This is a genomic window from Salarchaeum sp. JOR-1 (assembly GCF_007833275.1).
In the GTDB taxonomy this organism is placed as follows: domain Archaea; phylum Halobacteriota; class Halobacteria; order Halobacteriales; family Halobacteriaceae; genus Salarchaeum.
Map to the genome: position 1 here is coordinate 2,183,293 of NZ_CP042241.1, position 15,322 is coordinate 2,198,614.

At 67.6% G+C, this 15,322-nt stretch carries 15 protein-coding genes; 6 read left to right on the forward strand and 9 right to left on the reverse strand.

The window, feature by feature from the left end; all coding sequences use genetic code 11:
• Nucleotides 1-35: 35 nt before the first annotated feature.
• Nucleotides 36-1,412, reverse strand: coding sequence for an aspartate aminotransferase family protein (locus FQU85_RS12415; protein ID WP_145848393.1), 1,377 nt, complete (start codon nt 1,410-1,412; stop codon nt 36-38).
• A gap of 53 nt (nt 1,413-1,465) precedes the next feature.
• Nucleotides 1,466-2,770 carry an MgtC/SapB family protein gene (locus FQU85_RS12420; RefSeq protein ID WP_145848395.1) on the reverse strand — a complete coding sequence of 435 codons (1,305 nt, stop codon included), beginning with the start codon at nt 2,768-2,770 and terminating at the stop codon, nt 1,466-1,468.
• 78 nt (nt 2,771-2,848) lie between these two features.
• Here FQU85_RS12420 and FQU85_RS12425 point away from each other — a divergent pair, with 78 nt between their 5' ends.
• The gene (locus FQU85_RS12425) at nt 2,849-4,069 is read left to right on the forward strand and encodes an AI-2E family transporter (RefSeq protein WP_145848397.1); all 1,221 of its coding nucleotides are present in this window, start codon (nt 2,849-2,851) and stop codon (nt 4,067-4,069) included.
• On the opposite strand, the gene FQU85_RS12430 is transcribed toward FQU85_RS12425, so the two are convergent.
• The gene (locus tag FQU85_RS12430) at nt 4,070-4,306 is read right to left on the reverse strand and encodes a hypothetical protein (protein ID WP_145848399.1); all 237 of its coding nucleotides are present in this window, start codon (nt 4,304-4,306) and stop codon (nt 4,070-4,072) included.
• A gap of 76 nt (nt 4,307-4,382) precedes the next feature.
• Here FQU85_RS12430 and FQU85_RS12435 point away from each other — a divergent pair, with 76 nt between their 5' ends.
• The 3 genes from FQU85_RS12435 to FQU85_RS12445 are packed head-to-tail and all read left to right on the forward strand — an operon-like array spanning nt 4,383 to nt 6,580.
• Nucleotides 4,383-4,643 (forward strand): amphi-Trp domain-containing protein, encoded by a 261-nt coding sequence (locus FQU85_RS12435; protein ID WP_206022048.1) that lies wholly within the window; start codon nt 4,383-4,385, stop codon nt 4,641-4,643.
• A 57-nt stretch (nt 4,644-4,700) separates the two neighbouring features.
• Nucleotides 4,701-4,940, forward strand: a complete 240-nt coding sequence (locus FQU85_RS12440) for a hypothetical protein (protein ID WP_145848403.1) — start codon at nt 4,701-4,703, stop codon at nt 4,938-4,940.
• A 50-nt stretch (nt 4,941-4,990) separates the two neighbouring features.
• Nucleotides 4,991-6,580, forward strand: a complete 1,590-nt coding sequence (locus FQU85_RS12445; RefSeq protein WP_145848405.1) for a DASS family sodium-coupled anion symporter — start codon at nt 4,991-4,993, stop codon at nt 6,578-6,580.
• A 216-nt stretch (nt 6,581-6,796) separates the two neighbouring features.
• Here FQU85_RS12445 and FQU85_RS13425 read toward each other — a convergent pair whose 3' ends face one another.
• Nucleotides 6,797-6,943, reverse strand: coding sequence for a hypothetical protein (locus FQU85_RS13425; protein ID WP_168219989.1), 147 nt, complete (start codon nt 6,941-6,943; stop codon nt 6,797-6,799).
• Nucleotides 6,944-7,028: 85 nt separating this feature from the next.
• Nucleotides 7,029-7,481 (reverse strand): hypothetical protein, encoded by a 453-nt coding sequence (locus FQU85_RS12450; RefSeq protein WP_145848407.1) that lies wholly within the window; start codon nt 7,479-7,481, stop codon nt 7,029-7,031.
• A 249-nt stretch (nt 7,482-7,730) separates the two neighbouring features.
• On the opposite strand from FQU85_RS12450, the gene FQU85_RS12455 reads away from it, so the two are divergent.
• The gene (locus FQU85_RS12455; RefSeq protein ID WP_145848409.1) at nt 7,731-8,447 is read left to right on the forward strand and encodes a TFIIB-type zinc ribbon-containing protein; all 717 of its coding nucleotides are present in this window, start codon (nt 7,731-7,733) and stop codon (nt 8,445-8,447) included.
• Here FQU85_RS12455 and FQU85_RS12460 read toward each other — a convergent pair.
• The 4 genes from FQU85_RS12460 to FQU85_RS12475 form a co-directional block, all read right to left on the reverse strand.
• Nucleotides 8,442-9,419 (reverse strand): alpha/beta hydrolase, encoded by a 978-nt coding sequence (locus tag FQU85_RS12460; protein ID WP_145848411.1) that lies wholly within the window; start codon nt 9,417-9,419, stop codon nt 8,442-8,444. The genes FQU85_RS12455 and FQU85_RS12460 overlap by 6 nt on opposite strands.
• Nucleotides 9,420-9,451: 32 nt before the next feature.
• Entirely contained in the window at nt 9,452-10,345 is an 894-nt protein-coding gene (locus FQU85_RS12465) for a tetrahydrofolate dehydrogenase/cyclohydrolase catalytic domain-containing protein (protein WP_145848414.1), read from the reverse strand.
• A gap of 87 nt (nt 10,346-10,432) precedes the next feature.
• Entirely contained in the window at nt 10,433-11,680 is a 1,248-nt protein-coding gene (gene glyA, locus FQU85_RS12470) for a serine hydroxymethyltransferase (RefSeq protein WP_145848416.1), read from the reverse strand.
• 104 nt (nt 11,681-11,784) lie between these two features.
• Nucleotides 11,785-13,101 carry an RNA-guided endonuclease TnpB family protein gene (locus FQU85_RS12475; RefSeq protein ID WP_145848418.1) on the reverse strand — a complete coding sequence of 439 codons (1,317 nt, stop codon included), beginning with the start codon at nt 13,099-13,101 and terminating at the stop codon, nt 11,785-11,787.
• A 213-nt stretch (nt 13,102-13,314) separates the two neighbouring features.
• Between FQU85_RS12475 and FQU85_RS12480 the strand changes: the two genes are divergently transcribed.
• Entirely contained in the window at nt 13,315-15,276 is a 1,962-nt protein-coding gene (locus FQU85_RS12480; RefSeq protein WP_240792433.1) for a CHAT domain-containing protein, read from the forward strand.
• The last annotated feature ends 46 nt before the right edge of the window (nt 15,277-15,322 follow it).

Sequence of the window (15,322 nt, forward strand, 5' to 3'; positions counted from 1 at the left end):
CGACCGGGGCGTCAGTCCACCACTACGTTTCGAAGTTAGACCGCGTCCTCTGAGTGTTCGAGGCTCGGGCTCGCCTGTTTCACGAGCGGGCTTTCGAGCGCGTCGAAGAGGATGCTGGTGCCGAGTTCGATTTCTCGCGCGGTCACGTCGAGCGGCGGGAGGAGGCGGAGCGCCTTGTACCCGCAGCCGAGCGTGAGGAGGCCGCGCTCCAGCGCGGCTTTCACGAGGGCTTCGCGGCGGTCTTTGGTGTCGAGTTCGATGGCGAACATCAGGCCGCGGCCGCGCACGTCCACGACGTACTCGGAGTCGAAGTCTTCGACGAGTTCGGTGAGCTGGCGGCCGCGCTCGCGGGCGTTCGCGACGAGGTCGTGTTCCCGGATTGCGTCGAGGGTGGCGACGCCCTGCGCGGACGCGAGGACGTCGCCCGCGCCCCACGTCGAGGACAACCGTCCCTTCTCCTCGGGGAAGAGGGCGGAGTCCGCGACGGTCGCGCCGACGCGGAGCCCCTTCGCGGACGTGATGACGTCGGGGTCGAACGGGAGGTGGTCGATACCCCACATCTCGCCCGTGCGGCCGAGGCCGGCCTGAATCTCGTCGGAGATTATCTTGAACTCGTGTTCGTCTTTGAGGTCGGCGATGTCCCGTGCGAACTCGTCGCTGGGGACGCGGTAGCCGCCCTCGCCCTGCTGGGGTTCGAGGATGAGGAAGGACACTTCCTCAGCGGGGATGTTGCCGCGAACCGGATGGAGGCGGTCGGCGAGGGCGTTCCCGCCGGGGCCGTCGGTCTTCCAGCCGCACGTGCACGCGCCCGTACAGGAGCAGTAGGGGACGCTGAGGACGCCCGGGATCTCGGGGTAGCCGCGGCGCTGCACGGACTTCGAGCGGTTGAGGCTGAGCGCGCCGAGGGTGCGGCCGTGGAACGCGCCCTCCGTGGTGACGGCGCGGTGGCCGCCGTCGGCGTAACAGATCTTGATGGCGTTCTCGACGGCTTCCGCGCCCGAGTTCGAGAGGAAGGCGGTGTCGAGGCCGTAGTGGCTCGTCGCCTCGGTGAGTCGGTCGAGCAACTGAGTCGGACCCGGAACCTCGGGGTTCTCGGGCGTCCCGCCGTTCGAGACGTAGAAGTCCTGTCCGGCGATTTTCAGGGGGTCGACGAGGCCGAACCCCTCCAGTTCGTCCATGATTTTCGGGTTGTTGTAGCCGAGCGGGGCGGACGCGACGTGGCTCGTGAAGTCGAGGAGGACGTTCCCGTCCACGTCGGTACAGAAGGGGCCTTCCGCCCACTCCGAGGTGTCCCAGACGAAGTCGTAGACGTACGTGCTCGGGGCGGCGTGCTGGCCGTGGTGGGCCGCCCACTGCTTCGCGCGTTCGCCGGGCATCTCGGTGACGCTCGGCTCTGCTGTCTCCCGGTCCATGCAGGTAGGAGGTACGCCCCCGAGGTAAAAAGTGTCCGTTTCGTCCCCGGCAATTATTGCATCGCGGAGGCGGCGGCGACGAGAGCGCCAGTGACGAGGAGAACGACGCTCCACCCGGCGACCCGGCGGGCGAACGCGCGGTTCGTGCTCGTCGCGGCGAGCGCGACCTTCACGCCGATGCTGGACGCGGTGGCGAGGAACACCGCGACGACCGCAGTGTGCGAGCCGAGGCCGCCGGTGCGGTAGAGGACGACCGCGGACGTGGTCGCGCCCGCGCTCGACACCAGCCCGGAGAAGACCGCGGTCGCGTAGAACCCGAGCGCGCCGAACTCCGCCTCCGCCAGCCCGCCCGCCGCGAGCACGACGGCGAACATCGCGCCGAACGAGAGCGCGTTCCGCGTCGAGAACGGACTGTCGAGTTCCATCGGCACGCTCTCGCCCCAGTCCGCGGTGAACGCCGCGACGCCGACGCTCCCGAGGACGACGACGGCGAGCGGCGGAACCACCGGCCAGAGCGGCCGATTACCGAGTGTGAACACGAGGGCGATGAGGAGGTTGCGGAGCGCCATCGCCGCGTTCGCGAGGAGGACGCCCGCAACCGCGTACGCCGCGGCCTCCGCGCGCTCCCCGACGTGGTCGAGCATCGTCCCGACGACCGCCGTCGAGGACGCGAGACCGCCGAAGAACCCCGTGACTGCGATGCCCTTCGAGCCGTACGTCTTCACGACGACGTAGTTCGCGATGCCGATGCCCGCGACGAACACGACCATCAGCCAGACGACCCGGGGTTCGATTTCGACCGTCGCGGGGCCGAGCGCGACCGGAACGGTTCCGGCGGGCAGGAGCGGGTAGACGACGAACGAGAGGATGGCGAACTCCGTCACCGACCGCATCTCCTCGCGGTTGAGCCCCCACGCGAACCCGTGGAGTTCGCGCTTCAGGACGAGGAGGAGACTGCTCGTCACCGCGACCACAGTCGCGGGCAGCGTCTCGCCGAGCGCCGCGAGCACGCCGACGCCGTACGCGACGACGAGGCTGACCGCCGTCGTCAAGTGCAGTCCCTCGTCGTCCTCGACGCCGCTGTACATCAGGACGCCCGCGAGCACCGTCACGAACAGGCCGCCGACGGGAACGAGCACGGGCACGCAGACGCCGTCGCTCGCGCAGCGCGCGGAGTCGTGGAGCGCGAAGATGGCGCCGAGCACGCTGATGAGGGCGAACGTCCGGATGCCGGCGGCCTTCTGCGACCACTCGCGCTCGAGGCCGAGGAACAGGCCGAGCGCGACCGCGATGGCGATACGGGCGACGCTGGTGTCGAAGGGCGGCGCCGCGACGAGGTTCTCGACTCCGAGCGACACTCACACGACTTGCCGGCCGGGAGTGATAAGCGATGTGGCGGAGTGAAGGTTTTTGTCGTCGCCCGGACACCCGGACGTATGGAGTTCGACTACGACCGGGCGCGCGCCGGCTGGTGGGCTGTCGGTTCCTTCCTCGCGCTCGCGCTCGCCCTCGTCGTCTACCGCTTCCTCGGAACCTTCGTCTTCGGCGTCTTCCTCTACTACGCGACCCGGCCCGTCTACCGCCGGCTGAAGAAGCGCGTCCGACCGCCGAGCCTCGCCGCCGCCATCAGCCTGCTCGCGCTCGCGCTCCCCGCCCTCCTCCTGTTCGCGTACACGCTCGCGGTCGGCCTCCAAGAGCTCGATAAGTTCCTCGCCACTCGCGACATCCAGCTCACGCAGGTAGAAGCCCTCCTCCAGCCGTACATCGACGTGTCCAGTATCGTTCAGGATCCGCAGTCACTGCTCGACGACCCGAACTTCGTCGAAGCCGTGCAGGCGTTCATCTCGAACGCATCCGGCTACATCGGGTTCATCGGGGGCGCCGCCCTCCATCTGTTCGTGATGATCACGATGGCGTTCTACCTGCTGCGGGACGACCACCGGCTCGCGCAGTGGTTCCGCCGCCGGTTCTCCGACTCCGAGGGCGTCGTCGAGGCGTACTTCGCGCGCGTCGACCACGACTTCTCGAACATCTTCTTCGGGAACATCCTCAACGCCGTCTTCACCGGTATCATCGGCGGTATCTCGTACAGCGCGCTCGACTACGTCGCGCCCGCGGGCCTCGGCATCCCCTATCCCGTCCTGCTCGGCGTGCTCACCGGCGTCGCGAGCCTCGTCCCCGTCGTCGGCATCAAACTCGTCTACGTGCCCGTGCTCGCCTACCTCACCGGTATCGCTGTCTCCACCAGCACCGCCCTCCTCTGGTTCCCGCTGCTCTTCTTCGTCGTCTCCTTCCTCATCGTGGACGTCATCCCCGACCTCGTCCTCCGCCCGTACGTCTCCGGGCGCGGCCTCCACCTCGGGATGGTGATGCTCGCGTACATCTTCGGCCCGCTCCTCTGGGGCTGGTACGGCCTCTTCCTCGGGCCGATGCTCCTCGTGCTCATCGTGCACTTCGTGAAGCTCGTCCTCCCGGAACTCATTGCCGGGCGCCGAATCGAAGCGGCCGCCATCGGCGACCTCATCGCCGACGACACCGGCCCTGGCCCAGCGGACGAACCGAGCGAATCGACCGGCGGCGAGGAAGAACCGCGCGAACCCGCGGACGACGATGACGACGGCGACCAGACGGGGAGCGGCGTGGCGTCCCGCGAGTAGTCAGCGCTCGACGAGGCGGGCGCCGTCGCGGGGACAGTACTCGTACGCGGGGTCGCGAGTCGAGAACCCACACTGCGGGCACTCGCGGGCGGGCGGGCGGTCGTCGCCGCGGAACAGGAGGGGGACGAACGGGAGCGCGATGAAGAAGACGAACCAGCCAGTGTAGTAGTAGACCGCGGCGTTGACGGCGAGGCTGGCGGCGAGGCCGACGAGGGCGGTGCGCGTGCGCGAACCCATCACGCGAGCGGACGGGTTTCCGCGGGGTAAGCGTGTCGTCACCACGGTTATGCGGACGTGGCGCGTCCACTCGTGTATGGAGGAAGTGCTGTTCGAGAGCGAGACGGAGGAATCGCGCGCTGCGGTCGCGGACTACCTGCGGTCGGTCGCCGACCGACTCGACGACGGCGCGGTGACGCTCCGCTCGGGCGACGAGGAACTCACGGTGAATCCGCCCGAGACGGTTGAGTTCGAGGTGAAAGTCGAGCGCGAGGGCGCGGAGACGAGCCTCGAACTCGAACTGGAGTGGGCGGAGGACGCGAGCGGGGAGTCCGGCGGCGGGTTCGAAGTCGCGTGAACGCGGGAGGGCGCAGGACGACAGTACTTTAGCGGACGTGTGCGACGCTCGACACGGATGGGCGACGACGTAGACCTCTCGGCGGTGTCGCCGCGCGCGTGGCGACTGCTCCGGGTGGCCGCCGGGTACGAACAACGCGGTGTCGAGCGCGAGATAGACGGTCTCCTCCAGGCGCACGTCTCGATGCTGGAGTCGGGGAGTCGCGGGCTGTCGGGCGATCGTCGGCGACTGCTCTTCGAGTTGTACGCCGCGGAGCTCAGCGCGGAGCAGGTGCGCGTGCTGGTACGGCACTTCTAATCCGTATCGGAAATCATTACGTATAGGGGTGGTTAGCGGACGTTGTATCAATGATACAGATGGACATTCGGAGTCCGCGCGGCCGCCTCGTCACGTTCCTCGTGGCCGCACTTCTCGCCGTCGTCGTCGGGTTCGGCCCCGACCTCACCGGACTCTCCCTGAAAGGACAGTACGCGCTCGCCACCCTCGTCTTCGCCGCCGTGCTCTGGGTGACCGGCGCGATACCGCTCGCCGTCACCGCGCTCGCGATACCCGTCCTGCTCACCGCGTTCGGCGTCTACCCCGACATCGACGCCGCGCTCTCCGGGTTCGCCGACCACCTCATCTTCCTCTTCATCGCGGGGTTCATGCTCGCGAACGCGCTCCAGAAGTACGACATCGACCGCCGCATCGCGCTCTACATCATGGCGCGCATGGGCTCGACGCCCCGGCGGCTCATCGGCGCGATAATGATCGCGACCGCGCTCCTCTCGATGTGGGTGTCGAACACCGCCACCACCGCGATGATGACGCCCATCGCGCTCGGCGTGCTCGCGCAGGTCGTCGGCCGGGACGACGTCCAAGAGCAGGAGGACGACGCCGCGTCCTTCTCGAACATCCAGATTTCGACCCTGCTCGGCACCGCGTACGCCGCCTCCGTCGGCGGCGTCGGCACGCTCATCGGCACCCCACCGAACGCCGTCGTCGCCGCCGTCCTCGAACAGCAACTCGGCTACAGTATCAGCTTCGCGGAGTGGCTCATCATCGGCATCCCCATCGTCGTCGTCACGCTCCCAATCGTCTGGTACGTCCTCACGTTCCGGCTGTTCCCACCCGAGATCAGCGACGTGAGCGACGCCCGCGAACAGGCCCGCGAGTACCTCGCGGAGGAGGGCGACCTCGGGCCGCGCGCCCGCCGCGTCGCATACATCTTCGCCGCGACCGCCGGCCTCTGGGTGCTCGGCGGCCTCAGCGGCCCGCTCCACTGGCTGCTCGAAACGGCGCTCGGCCTCGACCTCTCAAGCGCGTTCTGGACGACGCTCTACGGCGGGTCGGGCGAAACCCTGCTCGGCGTCGACGGCCACCAGGGCCTCCTCTACTACGTGATGGTCGGTCTGTACGCCATCCCCGCGATCGTCCTCGCGGACACCGTCGAGTGGGACGACCTCGAAGACATCGACTGGGGGACGATCCTCCTCTTCGGCGGCGGTATCGCGCTCGCCGACGCGTTCGCCGCGACCGGCGCGACGCGCTGGATCGCGTCGGGTATCTTCACGAACCTCACGGGCGCGCCCGTGTTCGCCATCGTGTTCGCGGTCGTCCTGCTCATCATCTTCCTCACGGAGATGACGTCGAACACCGCGACCGCGACCATCGTCGTTCCCGTGCTCGTCAGCCTCGGGAGCGTGCTCGCTGGCACGCTCGGCGTCCTCCCCGAAGCCGCCGCGGTCTTCCTCGCCGTCTCCGGCGCGGTCGCCGCGAGCTTCGCGTTCGCGCTCCCCGTCGCCACGCCGCCGAACGCCATCGTCTTCGGCAGCGGCTACATCCGGCAGAAACACATGATGCGCGCCGGCATCGTCCTCAACCTCATCATGACGCTCGTACTGACGGTGCTCATCACCGCGCTCTTCTACTTCGTCTGGCCCGCCGTTCTCTGGTAGGCCGGACACGTCGCTCCCGGTTTTGATACGGCGTGAGAAGACGAAGTAGTGACTACGCGGTGTAGTTTCAGAAGGGGAAAGGCATGACCCCGGAAAACCCGGGGTCGCTGCCGCCCTGAATTGGTCCCCGCTGACGCTTCGGCCCTCCAAGCGAAGCGTCACCTGAATCAAACGGCCCTACAAGGATAAAGGTATCGCCTCCTGGAACCTCTGCCGCTAAATGTATTCCTCCTCCAACACCCATCCGAGTGCGCGTTTGTAGTACGTGAACATTTCTCGAACGCCTTTGTGGTTCATCTCCTCCGATTCGAGCTGTTCGACGAGGAACTCGTACTGCTCTCGAATCTCGTCTTCGTCGCGCATACTCGAGAGTAGGGCGTGCGCTCGGAAAAGTCCCAGTCACGTTCCGCACGAGCGACTGAACGCACCCAGAACTGAGCGCTCCTGACTACGCGTCACCCCCGTCCTTGGCCGCGGTTAACGGCTGTCTGCTCGCGAGCGAACACGCGAATGCGGGGTGTTCGACGAAGAACCACACCACCATGTGGCGCCGCCCGCCGGTGAGCCCGGTCGCGGACACGTCCTCGGCCGTGAACTCCGTGGGGAGGCGGTCGAACAACCGAGCGGCCTCGTCGAACGACTCGAACACCTTCCGGTGGCCGGCCGAGTCCGCACCCCGGCGTTCGACCACGAACGACCCGTCGAGCCGTCGCTCGCAGGCGGTGTTCAGGAACTCGTCGCGGGCGGTGAGCGCGTCTTCGAGTTCGTCGCGTAACGCGTCGGCCTGCTCGCGGCTGAGGCCGTGGACGTGCCCGTCGACTTCGACGTGGACGGTTCGGCCGTCGGCGGTCGCGGCGGGAGGAGGACTACTGGACGAGAATTTCTCGACCAGCCGCCTCACGGCGGCTTACTCTATCCTCGGACACGGAAACCGTGTGTTGAGACATCACGTGAGTGTATCGCACGCCCACGGATAAGTGTAGGGGGTCGTGCAGACCCACGGTTCATGGAGGATGGCGCGTCCAGCGGACAGCGTGACCTACCCACCGGAGAGCGGGCGGGAGCGAAATCCCGCGGCGGACGCCCGTTCCCGCGACTACCGCCGCGTGCACACCACGCATTCTTTGAGCGCGCAGCACCCACGAGGAGTATGGAGATCCGCGGGAAGCGCGAGTGCACCGAGTGCGGGACGCGCTGGTCGTATTACGAGACCGGGAGCGTGACGTGCCCGAACTGCGGGAGCATACGGAGTGTCGGAACTGCCGACGAGCGCACCTACCACACGGACGTGGCGTCGGCGCTCGATCTCGACGATGCGCGCCGGCAGGCCGCGGACGGGACGCTCGCGGAGGCCGCCGAAGCGGCGGCGAGCGCGGCGAACGAGTACGTCCGCGAGCGCGGGTTCGTCTCGGGCGGCGACCTCCGCGACCTCGATGACGCGTACCTTACGGCGCGCGAACTCGGGTACGTCGCGTCCGAGCTCGAACGCGCCCTCTCCGTCGATGACGACGAGGAATACTACTTCCTAGCGCTGCTGCGCGGCGCGGACGACGGTGAGCGCCCCGACGAGCGCGACGTTCCGGGGTCGCTCGCTGACGTGCGCGGACTCGCGTACGCGACCGCGGTCGGCGAGTACCGCCGCGAAATCCGGTCGTGGCTCGACACCCGAGACGACGAACCCGAGAACGCCCGCGCGCTCCTCGAAACCCTCGGCGACCACGTGAAGCGCGTGCAGGCGCTCGACGGCGACGTGTCCCTCGACACGTCCGAGCGGGTCGTCGCCGCGGCGCGCGCGGTCGGGGACTACGTTCGGAGCGGCGCCGAGGAGGACGCCGCGCGTTCGCGCGCCCTGCTCGACGACCTATAGGTTCCGGCGGAGATCGGCGGCGAGATCCCCGAGCACGTCGTGGGCGGGCGAGAGGTCGACGAGCCCCGTGTTCATCGTGAGAATGCCGTGAATCAGTCCGGGATAGTGGTATCGCTCCACGGAGACACCGGCCGTTTCGAGGCGGTCGGCGTACGCCTGACCCTCGTCGCGGAGCGGGTCGAACCCGCACGTGACGACGACCGCTGGTGGGAGGGCGCCGTGACCTGCGGCCTCCAGGGGCGCAGCGTACGGGTTCATCCCGTCGAGGTCGCTGTCGAGGTAGTGATCCTCGAAGTACGCCATGTCGTCGCGGGTGAGGAAGTAGCCCTCACCGTTCTCCTCGTGGCTCGGCCACGAGCGCAGCAGCGACACGGTCGGATAGACGAGCACCTGGCGCGCGATGTCGGGCGGGTTCGTGTCCGCAGCGCTCCACGGCGCAGGGGCGTCGTTCTCGGCTTGGTCGCGTGCGAGGAGGCTGACGACTGCGGCGAGGTTCCCGCCCGCGCTGTCGCCGGCGACGGCGAGCCGGTTCGGGTCGACACCGAGGTCGTCCGCGCGTTCGCTCACCCACCGGGTCGCGGCGTACGCGTCCTCCACGGCTGCGGGGAACGGGTGTTCGGGCGCGAGGCGATAGTCCACGGAGACGACGACGCACTCCGACTCGATCGCGAGTTCGCGGCAGGCGGCGTCGTGGCTGTCGAGCGACCCGAGGACGAATCCGCCGCCGTGGAAGAACACGACGACGGGCGCGTCCCCACCGGTGTCGGGGTCGTAGATTCGGAGCGGGATGTCGCCGTCCGGCCCGGGTATCTCGCGGTCGGTGACGGACTCGACAGCGGGGCCGTCAGCGCCGCTGTTCAGGCGTTCGAGGAGGCCGCGGGCCTCCGTGGGCGGGAGGTCGTGAATCTCGGGGCCGCCCATCGCGTCGAGTCGGTCGAGGAACTCCCGCACGTCCGAGTGGAGGTTCGGCATACCCTATCAGCGCTCGCGGCCGGGGAAAAAGGTCAGGGGAGGTCGACGGGCACGCCCTCGATGTCGCTCGCGGCCTTCACGGTGTTGTAGAGGAGCATCGCGCGCGTCATCGGGCCGACGCCGCCGGGGACGGGCGTGATAGCGTCCGCCTTCTGTTTCGCGCTCTCGAAGTCCACGTCGCCGACGAGCCGATACCCCTTCTCGGTGTCCGCGTCCACGCGGTTGATACCGACGTCGATGACGGTCGTTCCCTCGGTGAGCATGTCGCCGTCCACGAGACCGGGGACGCCGACCGCGGCGACGACGATGTCCGCGCGCCGGGTGTGCGCGGCGAGGTCGTCCGTCCGGGAGTGACAGACGGTGACGGTGGCGTTTCCGCCCTCGGCCTTCTGGAGGAGGAGGTTCGCGAGCGGCTTCCCGACGATTTTCGACCGGCCGACGACGACGACTTCCGTCCCGGCGGGGTCGATGCCCTCGGACGCGAGGAGCTTCTGGACGCCGTGGGGCGTGCATGGCTTGAATCGGGGGTTGCCCGCGACGAGTCGGCCGACGTTCTCGGGGTGGAAGCCGTCCACGTCCTTCGCGGGCGAGACCGCGGAGAGCACGCGCTCGTCGGGCACGTGGTCGGGCGTCGGGTCCTGAACGAGAATGCCGTGTACGTCGTCGCGGTCGTTGAGCGACTGGACGGTGTCGAACAGCTCCTCGGCGGGCGCGTCGGAGTCGATTCGCACGTCCTCGGCGGCGATGCCGACCTCCTCGCAGTCGCGCTGCTTCATCGAGACGTAGGTGTCGCTCGCCTGTGTGTCGTTCATCAGAACCGTGGCGAGGCGCGGCGTCACGCCGGCGTCACGGAGCGTGTCGACGACGGCGGAGACGTCCTCGCGTACGTCGGCGGCGACGGCGTTCCCATCGATGACGGTGGTCATGTCCGAGCGTGGGCGCGCGCCCCCCTTCAAATTGCTGGTTCGTGTATAACGGGAGGGCTATTGGAGTTAGATTGTGCGTGTTTGTGCCTATTCGTAGACGGGGTGGTCGTCGCAGAGTTCCTGCACGTCCGCAGCGACTTCGGCGTATACCTCGGCATCACCGACGTTGTCCACGACGCGCGCGATGCAGTCCGCGACGGCCTCCATGTCGTCGGTATCGAACCCGCGAGTGGTGAGGGCGGGCGTGCCGGCGCGGATGCCCGAGGGATCGAACGCAGACCGTGTCTCGCCGGGAACGGTGTTCGCGTTCAGGACGATACCGACCTCGTCCAGCGCCTCCTCGGCGTCCCCGCCGGACACGTCGGGGTGAGACTCGCGGAGGTCGGCGAGCACGAGATGGGTGTCGGTGCCGCCGGAGACGAGGGAGAAGCCGTGTTCCTGGAGGCGGTCACCGAGCGCCTTGGCGTTCCGCACGACCTGCGCGGCGTACTCCGCGAAGTCGGGGTCGAGCGCTTCGCCGAACCCGACGGCCTTCCCGGCGATGTTGTGCATCAGCGGGCCGCCCTGTGCGCCCGGGAACACCGCGGAGTCCACGGCATCCGCGTACTCCTCGTCGCACATGATGATGCCACCGCGACCCGCGCGGATGGTCTTGTGGGTGGACCCGGTGACGAAGTCCGCGATACCCACGGGGCTCGGGTGTTCGCCCGCCGCGACCAGGCCCGTGATGTGGGCGATGTCCGCCATGTGGTAGGCGTCCGCGGCGTCCGCGGCCGCCTGAACGGCCTCCCAGTCCACGACGCGCGGGTACGCGGAGAACCCGGAGACGACCATGTCAGGTTCGAACTCCTGGGCCGTCGCCAGCAGGTCGTCGTAGTCGATGCGGCCCGTTTCAGGGTTGATTTCGTAGTGCTCGACCTCGTAGAGCTTCCCCGCGAAGTTCGCGGTGTGGCCGTGGCTGAGGTGGCCGCCGTGCGTCAGGTCGAGGCTGAGAATCTTGTCTCCGGGTTCGAGGACGGCGAAGTACACGCCCATGTTCGCCGACGACCCCGAGTGGGGCTGGACGTTCACGTGGTCTGCGCCCCAGAGTTCCTTCGCGCGCTCGATGGCGAGTTCCTCCACGTCGTCCGCGTACTCACAGCCCGCGTAGTACCGGCTCCCCGGGTAGCCTTCCGCGTACTTGTTCGTGAGCGCGCTCCCCTGCGCCTGGAGTACGGCCTCGCTCGCGTGGTTCTCGCTCGCGATCATCGCGAGCGTGTCCTCCTGGCGCTCGTCTTCGCCTTCGAGCGCGTCCGCGACGGCGCCGTCGACCTCTCGGACTTTGTCGTAGCGCATGCGTGAATCGGGCGCACGCGGCGGCATAAGTGTACCCACCTCCGGCAGCGATCCACTTGACATCCTCCTCCGCCTTCAGGCGGAGGAATCCCGCGGTTGGGATATTACGGTTTGCAGTCTCCCACCTCTCGTTGCGGTTGGAATCCGCAGGAGAGGTCATACAGGTAGACTCCGGGCTGTGCCAACCAGCCGGTACTCCTATCCCCGGACAACTGCCCGGTAGACTCGGAGTTACTTTCCTCGTTGATGTCCAGACGGATGTTCTCCGCCCCGTTCACGTCCGCATTATAGGCCGCATCACACGACTCGCAGACGTACAACCCGCGTTCGACACGCTGACTGTCGTCTTCTCTCCCACAAACGCAACACGTTTTACTCGTGTCGCGCTCGGACACTTCCACGACCTCGATACCCTCGACCTTCGCCTTGTATTCGAGAATCGAGGTGAAGCGGTCGAACGCCCACCCGTGTAGGTCGAGGTTGCCGTGCCGACCCCAGTTCTTCGACTCTCCATCTTCGTCCTCGCGCACGCCTTCCAAGTCTCCGACGTTGATGCGGCCAACGCCTTTCTCGACACACCGCTGGACGATGTGTTTGGCGAGACTATGGAAGAAGTGAGTGCGGCGTTCTGACCACTTCGCGTGGAGACGAGTGGCCCTGTCGCCACTGCTGTCGTCGCATTTAGCGATTTCTTTCGGGAAGTAGTAGCCGTCCTGTTTCAGGCGGTTGCCGGGATACAGGTCGGCGTCTTCGGTGCTGTAGGCGACAGCAGCGAAGTTGCTGATGCCGAGGTCAATGCCCGCTGTCTCGTTACCGGGAGCGTTGGGCGTCTCGATTTCGTCTTTACAGACGAGGTGTAACTCCCATCGCTCTTTCTGCTGGTCGTAGACAGCGCGAACCTGTTGCAGGTTATCAACTTCGACACTGGGGCGAGTCTCGTACTCAACAAGGATGTATTCCCACGCTCGGGGGTGTTCCTTGTGGTTCGCGCCCTTCGACAGGCGAACACGGTTGTTCTTGGTGTCGTGGCGAATGCCGTTTTGCTTCCACGTCACCGTGCTGCGTGGGTGTTCTTCGTGGACGCGGCGACCCTGTTGGTCGTAGTAGTTTTGTTTGCGGTAGCCGGGCGGATTGTCCCGTTCGTCATCACTGGAGTACCACGAGTTGAAGGCTTCAGCGAGTTCCTCCAGAACCCGCTGACTGGACTGACTGTGCAGTCCCTTGTACTTATCATGAGTCTTCAACTCGTCTTTTAACTCCTCGTGGTCGGGAATCTCCCCGGTCTCCTCCCAGACTTGCCGGGAGTGGTAGTTGGCGACGTTCCAGAGTTTGCTGGCACTCCACCCGTGGCGGTCAAGCGAGTCCTCTACCTGACTGTGGTTGAGGATTTTCGCTCGGTGAGTGCAGTGGACTTCCAGCATCGTGAAACGTCTGTATAATCGCTTATACTCGATTCACTTGTAAAGGGTGGGTTTGAGAACGGTGGAATATCCGGCCCTGCTGGAGTCGGTGGGATGGGTCACTGAGTGACGGCGTGTATCCACGGCCTGAAGGCCGTGGTATTGCGCCTACTCAGCGTATAATCCAACATTCCGCTCGACAGGAATATATGTGCGTGGGGTGTACCGAACTCCGTGTTATCGCGGGAAGTCACGGCGGCCGGCGTCCGGGCCGTCGACCGGGCCGGCTACGCCTCCAGTGTCGATGCTGACGATTTCTCGCGCGTGGAACCCGGAGAGTTCGACGTCCCCGTGGACGCCGCGGTCGCCGGCTACGCGACCGGATTCAGCGTGCCCGCGACCACCGCCCTCCACGAGGCCGCGCCGCCGCAACGGCTCACAGACGCCACGGGCGTCGACCTTCCCGCCGGCGAGCACGTCGTCTCGCTCCTCGGCCCGCTCGAAGTCCGCGCGCGCTTCGACGGCCCCGCCACCGTCACCCGAGAGGACGACCGCGTCCGCGTCGCGTTCGACGCGCCGACCCGAGTCGACTTCGGGTTCCTCGGACGCGTCACCGAGCCAGCCGGACGCCTCAGCGTCCCGGCGACCGCACGCGGGGCGGCCGCCGCCGTCACCGCGAGCGCGTCCGCCATCCGAACCACGAGTCCGGCGCGAGCGCGGCCGACGATGCGCCGCCACCCGCCTCGCATCGAGGTGGACTCGGACGCGACCGACCGCGCTGAGACCGCGGACGTCACGGATACGGAGGTTCGCGTCGTCGTTCCGGACTCGCTCGCGGACGTGCTTCACGTCGCGCCGCTCGCGCACTACCTCGGCGCGAGCGTGACGGTCGCGGACGGTCCGTCGCGACTCCGAGCGCCCGCCGCGGAGGTGGACGCCGCCCTCGAAGACGGACACGCCGCGGAGATCCTGGAACGCGCGTTCTGGCTGGACGCGCTGGCGTGGTACGGCGACGAGGAACGCCTCCACTCGCTCGACCTCGACCGCGAGATAGCGTCCGCGTCTCCAGCGGAGCGTCTCGCCGCTGCACTCTCCGCGCCGTTCGAGGCCGTGTCGCTTCCGGAGTGGCCGCTCGCGATGTACGTCGACCCGGCTCCCGACAGCCTCCGCGCGCTTCCGGGGCTCCTCCAGCGGCTCGCGCACGTCTATCCGCCGGAGACGACGCCGCTCGACGGGAAAGAACTGGTGTCGCGGACGCTCGACGACTTCTACCGGACGACGCCCGGGCCGGTCGCGACCGTGGAGATGGAGAACCCGCGACTCCGGTCGGGCCGCCAGCACGGCTGGCTCGCGGACGGCACGCCGATCGACGTGTTCAAGGCCGTGCCCGAGACGTACGAGCGATCCGCCGACCCCCTGAACGGCGACCTGTCCGTGGACGTGGTGCTGAACGACCCCGGGATGGCTCGCGAGCGCGACCGCGTCGCCGACGTGTACCGCGACCGCGCGACCGACTGCGCCATCGACGTGACGCTGCACGCGGACCTCGCGGTGGCGGGGCTCGCGACCGTGTTCGAGTCGGAGACGGACTTCGTCCACTACATCGGGCACTGCGACGAGGACGGACTGCTGTGCGCGGACGGCCGGCTGTCAGCCGCGTCGCTCGGTGACGTGGGCGCGCGGACGTTCTTCCTGAACGCCTGCGGGTCGTACCACGAGGGGGTTCGGCTCGTCAGACGCGGGAGCGCGGCGGGCGCGGTGACGTTCCGGAAAGTTCTGGACGAGCACGCGGCACAGGTGGGTACGGCGTTCGCACGCCTGCTCCTCGCCGGGTTCGGCATCGAGCGTGCGCTCTCCGTCGCCCGGCGACGCATCGTGATGGGGAAGGACTACGCCGTCGTCGGAGATGGCACGTGGTCGCTCCCGCACGTGGGCACGCGGTCGCCGGGCGTGTTCACAGTCGAATCGAGCGACCACGAGCACGAGTACGAGGTCACGTACGACGGCGGGAGCGTGTGGACGCACGGCGAGTACGAGCCGTCGCCGTTCCCACCTGCTCACGCCGGCCCGTCCGGCCGTCGGGAGACCGTGACGCTGACCGGGCCGGCACTGCGTGAGGTGCTCGCGGACGCCGACGCGCCGGTGGTGCTCGACGGAGAGTTCGTCTGGGCGGATACCGCCGTCACGCGGGTCTGACGTACTTTACTCGCGGCCAGTATCGAGTAAATTATATACGATGGCC

Bases quoted from the DNA above. Each gene is read 5' to 3' on its own strand.
- FQU85_RS12415 (WP_145848393.1), bottom strand. From the start codon at position 1,412: ATGGACCGGGAGACAGCAGAGCCGAGCGTCACCGAGATGCCCGGCGAA.
- FQU85_RS12425 (WP_145848397.1), top strand. From the start codon at position 2,849: ATGGAGTTCGACTACGACCGGGCGCGCGCCGGCTGGTGGGCTGTCGGT.
- FQU85_RS12430 (WP_145848399.1), bottom strand. From the start codon at position 4,306: ATGGGTTCGCGCACGCGCACCGCCCTCGTCGGCCTCGCCGCCAGCCTC.
- FQU85_RS12435 (WP_206022048.1), top strand. From the start codon at position 4,383: ATGGAGGAAGTGCTGTTCGAGAGCGAGACGGAGGAATCGCGCGCTGCG.
- FQU85_RS12440 (WP_145848403.1), top strand. From the start codon at position 4,701: ATGGGCGACGACGTAGACCTCTCGGCGGTGTCGCCGCGCGCGTGGCGA.
- FQU85_RS12445 (WP_145848405.1), top strand. From the start codon at position 4,991: ATGATACAGATGGACATTCGGAGTCCGCGCGGCCGCCTCGTCACGTTC.
- FQU85_RS13425 (WP_168219989.1), bottom strand. From the start codon at position 6,943: ATGCGCGACGAAGACGAGATTCGAGAGCAGTACGAGTTCCTCGTCGAA.
- FQU85_RS12455 (WP_145848409.1), top strand. From the start codon at position 7,731: ATGGAGATCCGCGGGAAGCGCGAGTGCACCGAGTGCGGGACGCGCTGG.
- FQU85_RS12460 (WP_145848411.1), bottom strand. From the start codon at position 9,419: ATGCCGAACCTCCACTCGGACGTGCGGGAGTTCCTCGACCGACTCGAC.
- FQU85_RS12465 (WP_145848414.1), bottom strand. From the start codon at position 10,345: ATGACCACCGTCATCGATGGGAACGCCGTCGCCGCCGACGTACGCGAG.
- glyA (WP_145848416.1), bottom strand. From the start codon at position 11,680: ATGCGCTACGACAAAGTCCGAGAGGTCGACGGCGCCGTCGCGGACGCG.
- FQU85_RS12475 (WP_145848418.1), bottom strand. From the start codon at position 13,101: ATGCTGGAAGTCCACTGCACTCACCGAGCGAAAATCCTCAACCACAGT.